Annotated in this window: 18 protein-coding genes and 2 other annotated features; of the genes, 5 read left to right on the forward strand and 13 right to left on the reverse strand. The window is 36.9% G+C overall.

Going from position 1 to position 17,241, the window contains the following annotated elements:
* The first annotated feature begins 31 nt into the window (after nt 1-31).
* Nucleotides 32-241: a small acid-soluble spore protein SspI gene (sspI, locus tag BJ095_RS01050; protein WP_107934183.1), complete on the forward strand. Its 210-nt coding sequence runs from the start codon at nt 32-34 to the stop codon at nt 239-241.
* 53 nt (nt 242-294) lie between these two features.
* Here the strand turns inward: sspI and BJ095_RS01055 are convergent, their stop codons facing one another.
* Nucleotides 295-708, reverse strand: a complete 414-nt coding sequence (locus tag BJ095_RS01055) for a MarR family winged helix-turn-helix transcriptional regulator (protein ID WP_107934187.1) — start codon at nt 706-708, stop codon at nt 295-297.
* 133 nt (nt 709-841) lie between these two features.
* Between BJ095_RS01055 and BJ095_RS01060 the strand changes: the two genes are divergently transcribed.
* Nucleotides 842-1,357: a CarD family transcriptional regulator gene (locus tag BJ095_RS01060; RefSeq protein WP_107934189.1), complete on the forward strand. Its 516-nt coding sequence runs from the start codon at nt 842-844 to the stop codon at nt 1,355-1,357.
* A 247-nt stretch (nt 1,358-1,604) separates the two neighbouring features.
* Here BJ095_RS01060 and argF read toward each other — a convergent pair whose 3' ends face one another.
* The 3 genes from argF to BJ095_RS01075 all read right to left on the reverse strand — a co-directional run bounded on the left by argF (nt 1,605) and on the right by BJ095_RS01075 (nt 4,522).
* On the reverse strand, nt 1,605-2,570 hold the full coding sequence (gene argF / locus BJ095_RS01065; protein ID WP_107934191.1) for an ornithine carbamoyltransferase: 966 nt from the start codon (nt 2,568-2,570) through the stop codon (nt 1,605-1,607).
* 281 nt (nt 2,571-2,851) lie between these two features.
* On the reverse strand, nt 2,852-3,940 hold the full coding sequence (locus BJ095_RS01070) for a M42 family metallopeptidase (protein WP_107934193.1): 1,089 nt from the start codon (nt 3,938-3,940) through the stop codon (nt 2,852-2,854).
* A gap of 99 nt (nt 3,941-4,039) precedes the next feature.
* The gene (locus BJ095_RS01075; protein WP_107934195.1) at nt 4,040-4,522 is read right to left on the reverse strand and encodes a dUTP diphosphatase; all 483 of its coding nucleotides are present in this window, start codon (nt 4,520-4,522) and stop codon (nt 4,040-4,042) included.
* Nucleotides 4,523-4,615: 93 nt separating this feature from the next.
* On the opposite strand from BJ095_RS01075, the gene BJ095_RS01080 reads away from it, so the two are divergent.
* Complete coding sequence (locus BJ095_RS01080; protein ID WP_107934197.1) at nt 4,616-5,014, forward strand: sigma-w pathway protein ysdB; 399 nt, start codon at nt 4,616-4,618, stop codon at nt 5,012-5,014.
* Between the two features lie 107 nt (nt 5,015-5,121).
* On the opposite strand, the gene metG is transcribed toward BJ095_RS01080, so the two are convergent.
* From metG to infC, 5 genes are all read right to left on the reverse strand, one after another.
* Entirely contained in the window at nt 5,122-6,762 is a 1,641-nt protein-coding gene (gene metG, locus BJ095_RS01085; RefSeq protein WP_107934199.1) for a methionine--tRNA ligase, read from the reverse strand.
* Nucleotides 6,763-6,831: 69 nt separating this feature from the next.
* Nucleotides 6,832-7,078: a binding site (T-box leader), on the reverse strand.
* A gap of 558 nt (nt 7,079-7,636) precedes the next feature.
* Nucleotides 7,637-7,906, reverse strand: coding sequence for a DUF1294 domain-containing protein (locus BJ095_RS01090; protein WP_107934201.1), 270 nt, complete (start codon nt 7,904-7,906; stop codon nt 7,637-7,639).
* A 246-nt stretch (nt 7,907-8,152) separates the two neighbouring features.
* Nucleotides 8,153-8,512, reverse strand: a complete 360-nt coding sequence (rplT, locus tag BJ095_RS01095; RefSeq protein ID WP_107934203.1) for a 50S ribosomal protein L20 — start codon at nt 8,510-8,512, stop codon at nt 8,153-8,155.
* A 99-nt stretch (nt 8,513-8,611) separates the two neighbouring features.
* Nucleotides 8,612-8,812, reverse strand: a complete 201-nt coding sequence (rpmI, locus tag BJ095_RS01100) for a 50S ribosomal protein L35 (RefSeq protein WP_107934205.1) — start codon at nt 8,810-8,812, stop codon at nt 8,612-8,614.
* A 34-nt stretch (nt 8,813-8,846) separates the two neighbouring features.
* Complete coding sequence (gene infC / locus BJ095_RS01105) at nt 8,847-9,350, reverse strand: translation initiation factor IF-3 (RefSeq protein ID WP_107934207.1); 504 nt, start codon at nt 9,348-9,350, stop codon at nt 8,847-8,849.
* 95 nt (nt 9,351-9,445) lie between these two features.
* Nucleotides 9,446-9,594: a sequence feature (ribosomal protein L20 leader region), on the reverse strand.
* 345 nt (nt 9,595-9,939) lie between these two features.
* Between infC and BJ095_RS01110 the strand changes: the two genes are divergently transcribed.
* Together BJ095_RS01110 and BJ095_RS01115 are read left to right on the forward strand one after the other, a co-directional pair.
* Entirely contained in the window at nt 9,940-11,148 is a 1,209-nt protein-coding gene (locus BJ095_RS01110; protein ID WP_107934208.1) for a glycosyltransferase, read from the forward strand.
* A complete protein-coding gene (locus BJ095_RS01115) occupies nt 11,132-11,863 on the forward strand; it encodes an HAD-IIB family hydrolase (protein WP_107934210.1) in 732 nt (243 codons plus the stop codon). Before BJ095_RS01110 ends, BJ095_RS01115 begins: the two co-directional genes overlap by 17 nt.
* Before the next feature lie 55 nt (nt 11,864-11,918).
* Here the strand turns inward: BJ095_RS01115 and thrS are convergent, their stop codons facing one another.
* The 4 genes from thrS to nrdR all read right to left on the reverse strand — a co-directional run bounded on the left by thrS (nt 11,919) and on the right by nrdR (nt 17,091).
* Nucleotides 11,919-13,850 (reverse strand): threonine--tRNA ligase, encoded by a 1,932-nt coding sequence (thrS, locus tag BJ095_RS01120; RefSeq protein ID WP_107934212.1) that lies wholly within the window; start codon nt 13,848-13,850, stop codon nt 11,919-11,921.
* A gap of 429 nt (nt 13,851-14,279) precedes the next feature.
* Entirely contained in the window at nt 14,280-15,176 is an 897-nt protein-coding gene (gene dnaI, locus BJ095_RS01125) for a primosomal protein DnaI (protein WP_235867539.1), read from the reverse strand.
* Between the two features lie 40 nt (nt 15,177-15,216).
* On the reverse strand, nt 15,217-16,602 hold the full coding sequence (locus BJ095_RS01130; protein WP_107934216.1) for a replication initiation and membrane attachment family protein: 1,386 nt from the start codon (nt 16,600-16,602) through the stop codon (nt 15,217-15,219).
* An 18-nt stretch (nt 16,603-16,620) separates the two neighbouring features.
* Nucleotides 16,621-17,091, reverse strand: coding sequence for a transcriptional regulator NrdR (nrdR, locus tag BJ095_RS01135; protein ID WP_107934218.1), 471 nt, complete (start codon nt 17,089-17,091; stop codon nt 16,621-16,623).
* Nucleotides 17,092-17,241: the final 150 nt, after the last annotated feature.

Consider the following 17,241-nt stretch of genomic DNA (forward strand, 5'->3'; position numbering starts at 1 on the left):
ACGCAGACTAGTCATTAAGGAGGCGATTGTAATGAATTTTCAAATTAGACAAGCCATTGCATCAAATGTTACAGGTGATAGTGCTACAGAATTCCGCGATACTGTAGAGGATGCCATTTCCCGTGGAGACGAGCATTTATTACCTGGTCTAGGCGTGTTTTTAGAAAAATGGTGGAATTCTTCTACACCAGATGAACAACAGCAATTTACTGAAAAACTTTCACAAGCATTTCAAAATTAAAGAATTGTAAGGCTGACAAGCTTCTAACTTCGTGTCTTGGCAGCCTTCTACCTTTATATTCCCCAATCACTTTTCAATATTGCTTTTAATTGTTGAATTTCAACATTTTCCGATATTTTCTTTTCTATATCCTTTTTTAAGACAATGTATTTATCAATACAAATTTGTCCAAGGTCAGTTAACTGAATACATTTATCACGATTATTACTCCCTGGAACCAACTCGACTAATCCCTTAGCTTCTAATTTCTTTATGACTTTATGGGCTGCTTGTCGGGATATTTGTACGTTTTTAGCAATCATCGATATTGTTGGCTGATGGTTGTTTACCTTTGACATGATGTACCATTCTGAATTTGAAATGGAAATATCGCTCATTTCATTCCATTTTTCTTCTAATATTCTTCGTATTGTACCGTGTCGCTCACTTATAAGGTCAAATAAGTCAAATTGTTCCACGTTTATCATTCCCTTGCTTTGCTATTTCGAGATTAATATACTCAATGACTCAGCGTTTGTCAACTAAGTTGACATTTTTCATCAAATAACCTATAATAAAATAAGTCAACCTAGTTGACAATACGTACTTGGGGGCGAAATAATGTATAATATTGGCGATACAATCATTTATTCTTCTCATGGATTATGCCAAATTGACGGCATCAGTGAAAAAACCTTTTCAGGTGTAACGAAAACCTATTATGTACTACACCCACTTAATAATGAAAAATTAGAAATCAGTACTCCTGTTGATAATAAAACAATCTCAACGCTTATGGCCAAAGAAGAAGCAGAAGAAATTCTGAATTTATTTACACAACCAGGTGTCGAATGGATCGATAAAGGCAATCAACGTACACAAGGCTATTCGTTAATTGCTAAAAAAGGTGATCGTAAAGAACTTGCAAAAGTAATTAATACATTACTTGTGAAAAAAAATGAGCTAGAAAATAATGATAAGAAATTCCCAGAACAAGATCGTAAGCTTTTAATCTCCATGCAAAGTATTTTATTCTCAGAACTTGCCCTTGCGTTAGATACAACGACAGAGGATATATCTGGAAGAATCCAGCACTTATTAGGAATTGACGGCGAAGTTCTCCTAACAAATGAATAGCAGTGTTTTCACAGACAGCATCTTAAAGTATCGATCCTTTTAAGAGCTGTTTTTTCTTTTATCTATTTCCAATAAAAAAAGCAACCCAGCGTCTCCCAGGTTGCCTTTACTATGTAGCGATGCACCGCTCCATCTTGAACGTTTGCATCGCCCGAAATCTCTACAGCGAGTCCCCCATAGACAGATTTCTTTTATATTCCTCAAGTAAAAATATACCACCCGTATAATTTTTACCCTTTTAAAACAATTAAGCTAAAATTGATGCCAGTACTGCCTTTTGCGCATGGAGTCTATTTTCCGCTTGCTCGAAGATGTATGAATTTGGTCCGTCGATTACTGAGGTTGCTACTTCTTCTTCGCGGTGTGCTGGTAAGCAGTGCAAGAACATGTAATCAGGCTTTGCATGGGCAACTAGTGCATCGTTAATTTGATAGTCCTTGAAGTCCACCAAGCGCTTTGCAGTTTCCTCTTCTTGCCCCATACTAGTCCAGACATCTGCATAAATCGCATCTGCATTTTTAACAGCAGCTATTGGATCAGTTGTCACTGTAACTAGGCTGCCATTTTCTTTGGCAATCTTTTGCGCCTTTGCAATAATTTCTGCATCAGGCTCATAACCAACTGGAGTTGCTACCACAATGTCTATTCCTACATGTGCAGCCGCAACAACTAGTGAATGTGCAACATTATTGCCGTCTCCCACATAGGCAATCTTCAACCCTTTTAGTTCCCCTTTATTTTCAGCAATCGTCTCTAAATCAGCTAATGCCTGACAAGGATGATATAGATCTGTTAACCCGTTAATAACCGGGATTGAAGCATGGTCTGCTAATTCCTTCACCATTTCATGAGAATTTGCACGTATCATAACTGCGTCAAGGTAGCCTGATAAAACATGCCCTGTATCTGAAATAGGTTCACCACGGCCAATTTGCATATCACGAGAATGCATAAACATCGCTTTTCCGCCTAGCTGGTTCATGCCAACCTCAAAGGAAATACGTGTACGTGTTGAATGCTTTTCAAATATCATCCCTAATGTTTTACCCTCTAGTAATCTCGGGCATTTGCCTGCCTTTGTAATCTTTTTAAGTTGTGAACTTAAGTAGATTAAATCTTGAACTTCCTCGCTTGAGTAGTCCAATAATGTCAATAAGTCCTTCCCTTTAAGGCTTGACACTAACTTAAGCTGAACCTCTTCTAATAATTTCATAGCTTTTGCCCCCAAACTTCCGATTGATGATGAGTTCATTATACATATGTATATTTATTAAATCAAGTGTATTTTTATAATTTATCTAACTTTTTACAATTCATTATTTATACAGATAAACAGATATATTATTCATAAAATAAATAAAATACTCATTATCACTTATAAAAATTCACATCATCGCATTCACCACTATTAAACATATGCAAGTCCTTAGAATTTAGTCACAAAGACAAACAAAAAAAAGGAACAGAATAAATTCTGCTCCCTAGTTTTAAATATTAATCAAAAATAATTTTATTCACAGTATCACGGTCTAACTTTTTAACAAGTTCAACGATTAGTTTTACTGTGTTTTCGTAATCATCACGGTGTAAAATAGCTGCATGAGAGTGAATATAACGAGTTGCGATACCGATTGCCATTGCAGGTACACCGTTTGCTGTTAAGTGGATAGATCCTGCATCCGTTCCCCCACCAGGTGTTGAATCGAATTGATATGGGATGTTGTTTTCTTCCGCGACATCTACAACAAAGTCACGAAGTCCTTTGTGTCCTACCATAGAAGCATCAAAAATTATAATTTGCGGGCCATCACCGATTTTAGAAGTCGATTCCTTAGGAGTAATGCCTGGTGTGTCACCAGCTACACCAACATCAACTGCAAAACCGATATCCGGTTGAATTTTAAATGTTGCAGTTTTGGCACCTCGAAGACCTACCTCTTCCTGAACATTCCCTACACCATATACAACGTTCGGATGCTTTGTATCCTTTAATGCCTTTAAAACATCAATTGCAATCGCACAGCCAATGCGGTTATCCCACGCTTTAGCTAAAAGCAATTTTTCATTTTTCATTACATTAAATTCAAAGTAAGGCGTAATCATATCGCCTGGGCGAATACCCCATTCCGCAACTTCTTCTTTTGAGCTCGCCCCGATATCGATGAATAATTCTTTTAAGTCCATTACTTTTTTGCGTTGTTCTGCCGGTAAGATATGAGGTGGCTTTGAACCGATTACCCCAATGATTTCCTCACCTGAACGAGTTGTGATTGTCACACGCTGTGAAAGCATTACATGACTCCACCAGCCACCAACTGTTTGGAATTTGATGAACCCCTTATCATCTACTTGAGTGACCATGAAACCAATTTCGTCCAAGTGACCAGCAATCATGATTTTCGGACCGTTTTCATCCCCAACTTTTTTAGCAATTAAGCTTCCTAAATTATCTTGTTCAATCTCGTCAGCAAATGGCTCAATATATTTGCGCATTACTGCACGAGGAGCTCTTTCATTACCTGGAATACCGTTTGCATCAGTTAATTCTTTTAACATTTTTAATGTATCATCTAATTGCACCATTGTTTGCCCTCCTAAAATGACTCTTCCTAATTATACCTCTTTTATTTCGGTTATTGAAATACATTTCCCTTTTTACTAAGTGAAAGTTTTACGAAGGTTCTAATAACCATTTCTTTGACGCTCATAGTTTTTTTCATTTTTGGCTAAATAAGCTTGAATAATGTCTTCTAAAGAAAAGTCTAAATTGAAAGCCAATACCCCATAATATTGCCATACATCTTGATAACTATCCCTAGTAGGATTTTGAATAAATGCTAAAATAACCTCCTGTGTACGTAAAAACCAAGTCGTTAAATCCTCTTTCACCTTTACCTCTGGCCAATTTTCCAGTGACAATCCCTTAGCATTTCCAAGAGATAATAGAAAGTGAATAGAATCCACGAATTCCTCCAAAATAACTTCACGCTCTGAAGGACCTTTTGTACTCCAAAATTTAAAGCATCTTGTTTCATTTGCCAGTTCTGCTAGCTCAATCATTAAAGCAAGTCCTTTTTCTTTAAAAACATCGCGCTTAATATTCTGCGTATTTTCAATAAAAGTATCTAATTCTCTTTGCATTACAAATAATTCGTTAAATTTCATAAAAAAATCCCTCAATTTCTAAATAAAAATGAAACCTATTGTCCTTCTTAATCGTAAAGGAACTTACAACGTTTTTACAAGGGGGAACTTGTCTTGGCTCTTCTACTATTCCGTTTGCTTATTATCGTATTAGTCGTTTACATATTTTACAAAGGCGTTCGTTACCTTACTGACCCTAAGCGTAAGCTCGATGAAGCTTTTGAAAAAGGCGAATATTATTTCTATGACGACGTAAAAAATGTTCGTAAAAATTTTTTCATTTCTTATAAAGGTGCTCTTTTTGAGGGTGAGAAATATCTAGGAACTACTGAAAATGCGTTTGAAGTTGTATCGATTTTCGTTTGGGTACACGATACTATGAAGCTTCAAGGGCTTACGAAGGATGATTTCTACTATTTAGAAAAGGAAATTCAGATGAGCTATCCAAAGGCTAATATTAACTGGAAAAATCCGATTGAACAGTTAATGAAAGATTCAACGAATAAAAGTTGAATTTGCACCTTTTTTGTTGGTAGCATATCTTCCGAAAATAAGGATTGTCTAACATGCCTCCATCTATGCATCCTCGACAATCCTTCCTTTTTTGCGAAAGAAAAATATTATTTCACAGCTGAATTTTCTTTTAATTTTTCAACCTCCTCTTCAATTAGTTTAAGATCTAAACGTTCAAATAGAGGTTCAATTTTCTGTATTTTGTATGGCAATTCAGTTTGAACAATCCATCTAGCTTCATTTAAAGCAAGCATTTCAGTTATTCTAGCTGCAGCAAATGGCAAGAACGGCTGTAATACTCGAGCAAGATTTTGAATGATAAAAACACAAGTTGCTAGCGTCTCTTTACATTGCTCCATCTCTTCCTTCACCTGAATCCATGGCTTTCGTTCATCAAAGTATCGATTTGCTGTACGGACATAGTCAAACACTGTTTCCAACGGTAGTTTGAAATGTCCCGTTTCTATTAATTCTCCAACTTTAATATATAACTCCTTTGTTTTCTCTTTTATTTTTTCATCTACTTTTGCTTGAGGAATTTCTCCATCAAAGGATTTTTCAATAAACTTCAGTGTTCGATTTACAAAGTTTCCAAATGCGCCGAGCAACTCACTATTATGGCTATAGATAAACTCTCTCCAAGAAAAATCAGTATCTCGATTTTCAGGTGCATTTACCGTTAAAAAATAGCGAATTGAATCCGGATCGTATTTCTGTAAGATTTCAGGGAGCCATACAGCCCAGTTTTGACTAGTTGATAACTTTCGTTTTTCCAAGGTTAAATACTCATTTGAAATAATATGAGTTGGCAATGCAGGATTGTTAATTCCTAAAAGAATTGCTGGCCAGATAACCGTATGGAATGGAATATTATCCTTCCCATGGATATAGTATGAGATTGTTTTTTCGTTCCACCAATCCCCTAGATTCACTTGATTCAGTTTTGCCCATTCCATACTTGCCGTCAAGTAGCCCGCTACTGCCTCAATCCACACATAAATCTTCTTCCCCTCAAATCCTTCAACCGGCACATCAACACCATTCGGTAAATCTCTAGTTACTGCTCGATCTGGCAAACCTTCTGCTAAATACCTCTTTGTAAGATTAATAGCATTTTCTCGCCAAAGCTTTTCTTGTTCGGCTTTTGCAGTATAGGCTTCAAGCTTTTTTTGAAAAGCACTAAAGGAAAAATAAAAATGCTCCGTTTCTTTAATGACTGGTTCTATTCCACAAATTTTGCATCGTTTATCGATTAAATCGAGCGGATCTAAAATCTTCGAGCAGCTATCGCACTGATCCCCTCTTGCTTTCGCTCCACAGCTTGGACAAACTCCTTCTACAAAGCGATCAGGTAGAAATTGTCTATCGTGCTCACAATATGCTTGCTCGATTTTCTTCTTATATAAATAGCCATTCTCTAATAAGTTTAAAAAGATTTTCTGAACAGATTTGTGGTGATGGGCTGAATCAGTTCGTGTATATAAATCATAAGAAAATCCAAGCTTGTTAAACACTTGCTCGAATTCCTCATGATATTTGTCCGCTATTGCTTTAATCGTTGTATTTTCTTGGTTAGCTCGAATCGAAATGGGGGTTCCATTACAGTCACTGCCAGAAACATATAAAACCTTTTCCCCCTTTTGACGATAATATCTCGCTAAAATATCCCCAGGTAATAATGCAGCAATATGCCCTAAATGTAATGAACCATTTGCATACGGCCATGCCCCACCTACTAAAATTGTCATTAACACTCTCTCCTTTTTAATGTTTTACTAACAAAAAATGACCACAAAAAAACGCCCTAATCGAAAAACGATTAGGACGAGTGCTCTCGTGGTACCACCTAAATTTACAAACAGCTCACACCATTTGCCTCTATCAGTACGTGTTCATACTGCCGCTGTTGTAACGAGTGCCTTTCTCGTCGTAGCCTACTCCCCATGGTTTCAGTACGAAGCTTCGAAGGGTCATTTTCAATAAGTTTCGTTTGCCTCATTTCCACCAGCAGAAGCTCTCTTTAAAACTACCTCTTACTTACTTTTCCTTCTCAAACGCTTTTAAATAGTAATTAATAACTAATTATAGACGTTGTTTTGGGGTTTTTCAATAGTTGAATATTCGGAAATTTTTGGAGTGGTGAGATTTGTAGTGAGATGAATTAGAGTTGTTGATCGGGTATTAGGCTTTGGTTAATTGGAATTTGAGGAGTTTTCTCTTTATAACGGAATAGAACGATATGAGGTATATTTATGTATCGTGCTCTAACTGTATTAACTGAAATAAAGCGCATCAATATTTCTATGAAAGCCAAAATTGGAGATAGTTCCTGGTGAAGTGGCTTTCATCACTCTTATGAATGCCACTTTTTTTGTTTGATTCTTTAAAAGTGGTTTTCATCTCCTTTATGAATGCCATTATTTTAGTTAAATTTTTTAAAAATGGCTTTCATCACCATTATGAATGCCACTTTTTTAGTTAAATTCTTTAAAAGTGGCTTTCATTCCTTTTATGAAGCAGTTCACATTACTGATTACACGCCGCAATGCGTTTCATCTTTTCTTTTTGTCTCTCAAATAAAAAATGCCGATCATTTTAGCTTGATCGGCATTTTATATCAATCTAGAATATAGTAAAGATTCTCACGACAATAAAGATTTGAATGGCTGCAATGATAGGAAATCCAAATGAAAAGGAGTTGTGCTTCGTTTTGTGGCGGAATAAGTACATTCCTAGTACGCCACCACATGCGCCACCAAGGATTGCCAATGTAAATAAGGATTTTTCTGAAATACGCCATTCGTGATTTCTGGCTCGAGATTTGTCAATGTACATAAAAATACAAAGGACAATTGACATCACTACTATATAGGCTAAAAATGCAAATTCCATAGAAAATGCCTTCTTTCTACAATAGAAAAAACGATTCAATTAAAGTTTTTTCCAGCTTAAGATTATATTCTTAAATAAAAAGGCTGATAGGATGTCCTACCAGCCTTTTATATGTTCACTTTACACCTGAATATGTAAATGTGATGTTATTTCCGCACCTGCCGCAAAGCTTTCGGTGCAGAAATAATTTTGCACCTGCCGCAAAGCTTTCGGCGCAGAAATAATTAAATTCACAAGTGAATTTAATTATTTCGCTACAGCTTTTTTAGCTGCATCTGCTAATTGTGCAAATGCTGCGCTATCAGTTACAGCTAGGTCAGCTAACATTTTACGGTTAACTTCGATTCCAGCTACTTTTAAACCGTGCATTAAACGGCTGTAAGAAAGACCGTTTAAACGTGCAGCTGCATTGATACGAGTGATCCATAATTTACGGAAATCACGTTTCTTTTGACGACGGTCACGGTATGCATATTGACCTGATTTCATTACTGCTTGGTTAGCAACTTTGTATAAAGTATGTTTAGAACCATAATAACCTTTTGCTAATTTTAAAACCTTTTTACGACGCTTGCGCGTTACTGTTCCGCCTTTTACGCGTGGCATACTAATTACCTCCTGCTGATTCTTCCGAATGTTTAATATAAAAATACGTTCAATTATTACATAAAATCCACGAAGGGATATATCTTCTTAGAAGAAAGATTATTTCATGTAAGTTAATAAAGATCTAATACGTTTGAAATCACCAGATGAAGCAACTTTTGCTTTACGTAGGTGACGTTTTGCTTTTGTAGATTTGTTAGCGAATAAGTGGCTTCCGTAAGCACGGTCAAATTTTAATTTTCCTTTGCCCGTTTTTTTGAAACGCTTCGCAGCGCCACGGTGAGTTTTCATTTTTGGCATTTCGAATTTCCTCCTAAACTATTCGTGGGTATTACTATTTCTCGTTCTTTGGTTGAAGAACTAAGAACATGCTTCTGCCTTCCATTTTCGGTTTTTGTTCAACCGTTGCAACTTCAGCACAAGCTTCAGCAAAGCGATCTAAAACGCGTTGACCAATTTCCTTATGAGTAATGGCACGACCTTTAAAACGTAAAGAACATTTTACTTTGTCGCCCTTCTCTAAGAATTTGATAGCGTTACGTAATTTCGTTTGGAAATCATGTTCATCAATTGTTGGACTTAAACGAACTTCCTTGATATTGATGATTTTTTGATTTTTACGAACTTCACGGTCTTTCTTTTGCTGTTCAAACTTAAACTTACCATAGTCCATAATACGAGCGACTGGTGGCTTAGCTTGAGGGGCCACAAGGACAAGATCCAAGTTTACACGAGCGGCGATTTCTAACGCTTCGTTACGAGATTTAACTCCTAGCTGATCACCATTATGATCGATTAGACGAAGTTCACGCGCGCGAATGCCTTCGTTTACATACATGTCTTTGCTAATACGAATCCACCTCCAGGTTTGTGTCGGGAATACATGAGTTAAGAGCAAATATGCCCGGTTGAACGGTACACTTCCTAAGTATGTCCATAAAAAAAGGACGGACATTTCAGAAGATGTCCGCCCGCTATATATTCATACGCTCATTAGTCAGCGCAAATAATTCAACGTGTCAATACCTGTTAACTGCTATAGCGTCATTCAGGTGAGAAGCGGGCAGCCTCTACTTTTAACTATATCTGTATTCATAACCATATCAATGTTAACATCTATTCCCTTTAAAGTCAACACTTTAAATAGGCTTACACCTTTTTTAGAAATTTAACTGATATTTAACAACAACTTATTTAACCATGATTATAAAAAAATAGCAACAATATTTTTAAACCAAGACCTAAATAATATTCTTTTTGTAAATTTCGACATTTTATTCAAAGAAAATGTTTTAACCAAAAAATTGAAGGGAAGAAAATCTACATCTCTCCTTCTCTAGCTAAGTTAGAAAAGGATGGCTAAAAATAAGAGCGCTCAAGCAGCGAAGTGATATTAAAAGCATATACAAACAAATGGAGGTATAAGTATGACTCAAAGAAAAGTACTATTTATCTCGGATCATGGAGATCCCTTAGCTCCACTAGGAAGTAAACAAGCTGGTGGTCAAAATAACTATGTTCGCCAATTGGCATTATCCTTAGAAAAAATTGGCTATGCAGTAGATGTGGTTACACATTGGTGCTTAGAAGACGCTCCCCAAATAGAACCTTTCGGCAAGGCAAGTCGAGTTATCCGTTTAGAAGCAGGAAAAAAAGGTTTCGTCGACAAGAACGAATTATTCAATCTGCTTCCTAATTTTTATAATGAAATGAAAAGTATAATCGATTTATCAGAATACGAACTTGTTCACACACACTATTGGTTATCGGGTGTGCTTGGTCTACAGATTAAAAAGGATTTCCATTTACCGTGGTTCCACACAAACCACTCCTTAGGAATTGCAAAGGAATTAGGAACTGGTGTCCAGGATAAAAGACGTCTTTACTATGAAGATAAAATTTTGTCAGAGGTAGATCAAATTATCGCTACAACTCCAAATGAAAAGCAATTAATTCTTGATACGGTCACATCACCTTCAACAATTCATGTAGTTCCAATAGGTGTTGCAGAAACCTACCATCACTTATATGATAAGCCTTTTGATTTCGGGAATTATTTTTTATTTGTCGGACGTTTAGAGGAAGCAAAAGGCATCTTCGTACTAATTCAATCATTCCGCGAATTAGTGGAGAAAAAGAAAATCTCAAAAGACATCAAGCTGCTTATAGCAGGTGGCACCACATCTAATGTAGATGTAAAAAATCATTATCCAAAGGATCCAAAAATGAGACAAGCCATCAAAGGACTAGAAGATCACATCAAATTTTTAGGTCCACAAAATGAACAGGAGCTTGCACTACTATTTAAAAATGCTATAGCAACTGTAGTACCTTCTTATTACGAATCCTTTGGTATGGTGGCAGCCGAAGCACAAGCATGTGGCTGTCCGGTCATCGCTTCAAAAGTAGGCGGTCTGAAGGACATTGTCATCCCAGGTAAAACAGGGTTGCATGTAACAAAAGGCAGTATACCAAAGCTTGCAGAATCAATGCATTTACTATTAACTAAGCCGCAGATTGTTAAAGAGTTAAAAAATAATGCGCGCAAGTTTGCACAGCGTGAATTCAAATGGCAGCTTATCGCAAAAAAAATCAAACATCTTTATGAGGTGACATTATATGAAACTGTTAGGTAGTGCAATATTAGCAACCGACCTTGATAATACATTAGTCGGTCATAAAGAAAAATTAGACCAGCTTTGGTACTACTTTAAAACACAAAAAATCCCTATTTCTTTAATCTATATCACTGGTAGACACTATGATTCGGCGGTGAAGCTTATAGAAGAACACCAGCTACCTAGACCTAGTATTTTGATCTGTGATGTAGGAGCTTCAATCTATATTGGCCCTGATCTAGAAGAGGATGAACAGTGGCGCCTGATTACATCTGCTGATTGGAATCCCGAGCTAATATTAAACGTAACCAAGCAATACAAATATCTTGAACGTCAGCCATTACCAAATGATTATCGTCTATCCTTCACCATTGAGAATGATCCAGGCTATGTAAAGGAAGTAGAAGAAATGTTAAAGCTATATTGCTTAGCCTTCTATTTAATGTATAGCTCAAACAAAGATGTTGATATTTTACCCTCACATACTAATAAAGGGGAAGCCTTAAAATACGCTCTTCAAAAATACGCACCAGAACAATTCCGAATATTGGTTGCCGGAGATTCAGGAAATGATATCGATATGCTTCGTTTAGGATTACCTGCAGTCATTGTAGGTAACTGCCAGAACGAAATTAAACGATATCGCTATCTGCCAAATGTTTATTTTGCCAAGGATTCCTTTGCATCAGGAATACAAGAGGGCTGGGAGTATTTCTATCAATCAGCCTATTAAATCACACTAAAAAAACTTGGATGAAAAATTAATTTTTTCATCCAAGTTTTTCATTTTATTTATTTGCTTCAGCTGTAATCATTTCTAAGAAGCTTTCTAAAGAAACAGTTTCAGAATCCTTTGAGCCGTAACGACGAATGTTAACATCGCCAGCTTCCATTTCCTTGTCACCTAATACAAGCATATAAGGAATTTTCTTCATTTGTGCTTCACGGATTTTGTAGCCTAGTTTTTCTTCGCGATAATCCATTTCTACACGAATGCCTGCTGCTAGAAGCTTTTCTTCCACTTGTTTTGCATAGTCAAAGTGAACTTCGTTTGATACAGGGATAATTTCCACCTGAACTGGTGCTAACCAAGTTGGGAATGCCCCTTTGTATTCTTCAATTAGGAAGGCAATAAAGCGTTCCATTGTTGAAACAACTCCACGGTGAATAACTACTGGTCTATGCTGTTTACCATCTTCTCCAACATAAGATAAGTCGAAGCGTTCCGGTAATAAGAAGTCAAGCTGAACTGTTGATAAAGTCTCTTCTTTACCGATAGCAGTTTTAACTTGAACATCTAATTTTGGACCATAGAATGCAGCTTCACCCTCTGCTTCAAAGTATTCTAGCCCTAATTCATCCATCGCTTCTTTTAACATGCTTTGTGCCTTTTCCCACATTGCATCATCATTGAAGTATTTCTCAGTATCCTGAGGGTCACGATAAGATAAACGGAACTTATACTCTGTTAGGTCGAAATCTTTATATACATCCAGCACCAGTTCAACTGTACGCTTGAATTCTTCTTTAATTTGGTCTGGACGAACAAAGATATGAGCATCGTTTAAAGTCATCCCTCGAACACGCTGTAAACCAGATAAACCACCTGAAGATTCATAACGGTGCATTGTGCCAAGCTCTGCAATACGAATTGGCAACTCGCGGTAAGAGTGCATGCTGCTTGCATAAACCATCATATGGTGAGGACAGTTCATCGGACGCATTACTAATGTTTCGTTGTCCATCTCCATTGGCGGGAACATATCCTCTTGGTAGTGCTCCCAGTGACCTGATGTTTCATATAAACGTTTTGAACCAAGAACTGGAGTGTAAACGTGTTTGTAGCCTAGGCGCAATTCCTTATCGACAATGTAACGCTCTACTGTACGACGGATTGTTGCACCGTTTGGTAACCAAAGTGGTAAGCCTTGACCAACAGTTTGTGATAATGTGAATAGCTCAAGCTCTTTACCGATTTTACGGTGATCACGTTCCTTTGCTTCTTCAAGCATTTGAAGGTGGTGCTTTAAATCTTCTTTGTTAAAGAAGGCTGTACCGTAAATACGTTGAAGCATTTTGTTATCAGAATTCCCTCTCCAATAAGCCCCAGCTAAAGACAGTAACTTGAACTCTTTTAGTTTACCTGTTGATGGTACGTGAATTCCACGGCAAAGGTCGAAAAAGTCACCTTGATAATAAATTGAAACTTCTTCGTTGGCCGGGATTGCTTCTAAAAGCTCTAATTTGTACTCATCATCAACTTCTTCATAGATTTTTTGCGCATCATCACGTGAAACGTTTTTACGCTCAATCTCAATGTTTTCTGAGATGATTTTTTTCATTTCTTTTTCGATTTTCGGGAAATCGTCAGCAGAAATTGGTTCAGGCGCATCCACATCATAGTAGAATCCACCTTCGATAACTGGACCGATACCAAGTTTAATACCTGGGTACAAACGTTTTAATGCTTGTGCAGTTAAGTGGGCAGTTGAGTGACGTAGGATCTCTAAAGCTTCCTCTGATTTTGGTGTAATAATTTCAATTGCACCATCTTCTTCAATTGGTGTTTTTAGATCGATTAATGCACCGTTTAATTTACCTGCTAATGCTTGTTTTTTTAGTCCTGGGCTGATTGAGCCTGCCACATCCGCTGTTGAAGTACCACGCTCAAATTCCTTTACTGCGCCATCTGGGAAAGTTAATTTAATAATTTCTGACATGTCCATTTCTCCTTTTCATTCTAATTTTGGCAGAAGGTGCATGTAAAACTCCTTAAATGCTACGCTTCCTGATTCTGATTGATAGTCATACGTAATCAATTTATTTTTGCCAAAATAAAAAGCGCCATCCCTATGAAAGGGACGACGCGTATGCTCGTGGTTCCACCCTTCTTCCTTCCGATACCTATGTATCAGACGAAGCTCTAGGTCGGTTAACGTACCGAATACGTTAGCGGATTATCCCCGCTAATGCTCCAAGGTAGTAAAGAATGTGTTCGTTACTAGGAAGCTTGCAGCCATGGCTTCCCTCTCTTTAAGTCGTTTCACAAACCTATTGTCCTTATCAAAGCATTTAGATATTGATTAATTACAATGTAGTATACGCTCGAAGTTTTAAAATTGCAACATTGAAATAAAGTTTTTTTACTTTTAGGTTCTTCGATTCATACCTTCCATTTGAATTGGCGTAGTAGTCGCTTTAATACGTTCCATTATTCGAGCTGCTTTAACTACCTCTACACCACCTTTTTGAGAATTCGCTAAGTGATTTTCAAGTCCATCATAATCAAAATTAGATGTTATAAAGGTCGGTAGCTCTTCTGCCATACGATAATGTAAAATCGTACCTAAAATTTCGTCACGTGTCCAAGTAGAAAGAGTTTCTGCACCCAAATCATCCAGCATTAAAACAGGCGCTTTCTTCACAAAATCCACCTTTTCTTGAAGTGAATTATCAGAGATTGCTTGCTTCATTTCGCTTAGGAATTCAGGAACGAAAACTACTACAGAGCGTATTTTCAAGCTAGCTAATTCATTTGCAATGGCACCGAGCACAAAGGATTTCCCTACACCAAACGGGCCATAAATATAAAGACCTTTTGAAGGTAATTTACCCGTTTCCTTTACTTTTTTGATGAACTTAGAAGCTAACTCTGCCACATCCATCTGTGAATCATTTGTTAATAAATCTTTTACTCTAGCTCGTAAAACGTCTTTAGGCATATACATACTCGAGATCATTTTCGCTGATTCACGTCTCTCCTCTTCAATCAGCTTTTGTTCACATTTGTAATACTCAATTTCAATTGAATTACGAATAATTGAGAGCTTTGGTACAAAACCATTTAAGTAATTCGTACAATTATCCGTATTATCGCAACCGCAGCAAGTAGAATTCTGGCTAATGTACTCAGATAATGTTGTTAAACCTCGCTCCACCATATCTTTATTGACAACTTGGTCATTTTCTTGTAAAAACTTTTGAACTTGAGCATTTTCTAAGATTTCCTGTCTCATTTTTTCATATCGTTCTTGAAAAGAAGGCATTTTTATCACTCTTTTAAGAGCTTCATTTATAGGTTCGATTTTAGTTCACCTCTCCATCTGATTGTCCCAACGCTTCTAATATCTTTTTACGTCGTTCCTCAGTTGACTTCTGTTTTTCGATATCCGGCTGCTTCGTTTCATCCTGTTTGTTTCGTTTATAGAACCATTCTGGAATTATTTCTTTACTTTGGCGTTGTTGATTTTTATAGCCTGTACCGCCCGATTTCGAGCTTTGTGGTTTATTGTCGTTTTCATTTTTCCATTTTGTATACTGATCTCTTTCAGTTCGTGCTAATTCCATAGCCTCTTTAGCCGTTGTTAAGTTCTTCCGCATCCAATGATCTGCAATTCTTTCCACATATTTTCTTGGAAGCTTCATATCAGTTGTCAGCATTACATATTCAAGCAACACATTTACCACACCAACCGGCATACCGTGCTTCATGATTAGATCCTCTGCAAGCTCTACTGATGATGGCAATGGTTCTTTTCCGTTGTTGATATCTCTCAACACTTGAAGTGGAGGCGTTGTTTCTAGATAGATTTGAAGATCCTGCTCCTTAGATGCTTTTAAAGGTATTTGTGGACTTTCGCCTTGAATAAAGGTTTTCTCCATTTTTGGTGCATCCTTTGAAACAGTTAGCTTATAGTAATCTGCAGCTGCCTTTTTTAATCGATCATTAGAAATTTTCATATTATCATCAAGAGCTAAAATAACAACCTTTTGCATATCCAATGGCGATAAATGATAAAGAAAGGCAAGCTTTGCAATTACCTCCTTCACTTCAGCTGTAATACTACTGGCAGGAATAAGGTTTTCCGATAAGCCAGACATTAATAAATTAAAATCAAACTGCTCAAAGTAAAAAGGATATTCCTGCTTTTTGCTGACACTCATCTCTCCAAAATCCTTTGGAACATTCATGTGCACCGGCTTGTACACATCTATAAATGAGCGGGAAACTTCATTAAACGAATCCTTATTAACCGCTCTTGTAAAGCGTTTTCTTAGTTTACGGTATGCCTGTTCCCCAATTTTAGAGAATAAGAACATTGAAAGTAACGGATCCTGAAAAAAAGCAGGTGCATCAAGAGGCCGACTTAATTCATATATAAATCGGCGACTATCTTCTTCATCCTTACGCCATGTCCTAAGTAGTCCTATCGCCTCAAGGGCAATTCTTGCTTCGAAAATTTTCCCTATTGGCATATTTAATACATTCATCAAATAATAATGGGTCATTGGCTGAGTATTATGTAAATCTTCCCCTTCTGCCCATAATGTTAAATAGAGACTAATTGGTTCAGGTCCTGTTAAGGGTTGATAAAATAATGTTAGTAATTGACGTTCATTAGTTGATAAAAAATGAGGGAGACTGATCTCAAAATGATCCGTTGGCTGTACTTCTTTATACAAATGAACCATTTAATTCCCTCCATAGCTTTATTTTTTCAAATCTGACTGACGTTGAAGCAGTTCTTTCATTTCTGCGATAAATACATTTATATCTTTAAATTGGCGGTAGACAGATGCAAAACGAACATAGGCTACCTCGTCTTCTTTTGCGAGTAAGTTCATAACCTTTTCCCCCACATCGTCTGAACGCACTTCGGAGTTGCCGATTCTTCGTAAATCCTTTTCGACAGACATCGCAATTCCTTCTAAAGTGTCTAAGGATACTGGGCGTTTTTCACAAGCTCGAATAAGACCGCGCAATACTTTTTCACGACTAAATTCTTCCCTCGAACCATCTTTTTTAACAACGATTAAAGGTGTTTCTTCAATTTTTTCAAATGTTGTAAAACGAACACCACAGGATTCACATTCCCGGCGGCGACGTATTTCTTTATTATCATCAACAGGTCGTGAATCTACAACCCGTGTTCCATTATATTGACAAGCTGGACATCTCATAGTAATTCTCCCGTCTCACTCTATTTCATAACACTATTATAACAAATCTCATTTATATAGAAAAATAGCAGTTAATTTGTGCTCGTAATAGTAAATTTTAATATATTTCACAGTAGAAAAACATGGTTTTCTTAAATATTTCTTTTTTGA

Source organism: Ureibacillus chungkukjangi (assembly GCF_003217295.1).
In the GTDB taxonomy this organism is placed as follows: Bacteria; Bacillota; Bacilli; order Bacillales_A; family Planococcaceae; genus Ureibacillus; species Ureibacillus chungkukjangi.

What these genes read in the sequence shown, in the direction of transcription:
- nrdR (WP_107934218.1), bottom strand. Translation starts at nt 17,091, where the DNA reads ATGAGATGTCCAGCTTGTCAATATAATGGAACACGGGTTGTAGATTCA.
- rpmI (WP_107934205.1), bottom strand. Translation starts at nt 8,812, where the DNA reads ATGCCAAAAATGAAAACTCACCGTGGCGCTGCGAAGCGTTTCAAAAAA.
- dnaI (WP_235867539.1), bottom strand. Translation starts at nt 15,176, where the DNA reads ATGCCTTCTTTTCAAGAACGATATGAAAAAATGAGACAGGAAATCTTA.
- rplT (WP_107934203.1), bottom strand. Translation starts at nt 8,512, where the DNA reads ATGCCACGCGTAAAAGGCGGAACAGTAACGCGCAAGCGTCGTAAAAAG.
- argF (WP_107934191.1), bottom strand. Translation starts at nt 2,570, where the DNA reads ATGAAATTATTAGAAGAGGTTCAGCTTAAGTTAGTGTCAAGCCTTAAA.
- BJ095_RS01070 (WP_107934193.1), bottom strand. Translation starts at nt 3,940, where the DNA reads ATGGTGCAATTAGATGATACATTAAAAATGTTAAAAGAATTAACTGAT.
- BJ095_RS01090 (WP_107934201.1), bottom strand. Translation starts at nt 7,906, where the DNA reads ATGGAATTTGCATTTTTAGCCTATATAGTAGTGATGTCAATTGTCCTT.
- BJ095_RS01115 (WP_107934210.1), top strand. Translation starts at nt 11,132, where the DNA reads ATGAAACTGTTAGGTAGTGCAATATTAGCAACCGACCTTGATAATACA.
- BJ095_RS01060 (WP_107934189.1), top strand. Translation starts at nt 842, where the DNA reads ATGTATAATATTGGCGATACAATCATTTATTCTTCTCATGGATTATGC.
- BJ095_RS01075 (WP_107934195.1), bottom strand. Translation starts at nt 4,522, where the DNA reads ATGAAATTTAACGAATTATTTGTAATGCAAAGAGAATTAGATACTTTT.
- BJ095_RS01130 (WP_107934216.1), bottom strand. Translation starts at nt 16,602, where the DNA reads ATGGTTCATTTGTATAAAGAAGTACAGCCAACGGATCATTTTGAGATC.
- BJ095_RS01055 (WP_107934187.1), bottom strand. Translation starts at nt 708, where the DNA reads ATGATAAACGTGGAACAATTTGACTTATTTGACCTTATAAGTGAGCGA.
- metG (WP_107934199.1), bottom strand. Translation starts at nt 6,762, where the DNA reads ATGACAATTTTAGTAGGTGGGGCATGGCCGTATGCAAATGGTTCATTA.
- infC (WP_107934207.1), bottom strand. Translation starts at nt 9,350, where the DNA reads ATGTATGTAAACGAAGGCATTCGCGCGCGTGAACTTCGTCTAATCGAT.
- thrS (WP_107934212.1), bottom strand. Translation starts at nt 13,850, where the DNA reads ATGTCAGAAATTATTAAATTAACTTTCCCAGATGGCGCAGTAAAGGAA.
- BJ095_RS01110 (WP_107934208.1), top strand. Translation starts at nt 9,940, where the DNA reads ATGACTCAAAGAAAAGTACTATTTATCTCGGATCATGGAGATCCCTTA.
- sspI (WP_107934183.1), top strand. Translation starts at nt 32, where the DNA reads ATGAATTTTCAAATTAGACAAGCCATTGCATCAAATGTTACAGGTGAT.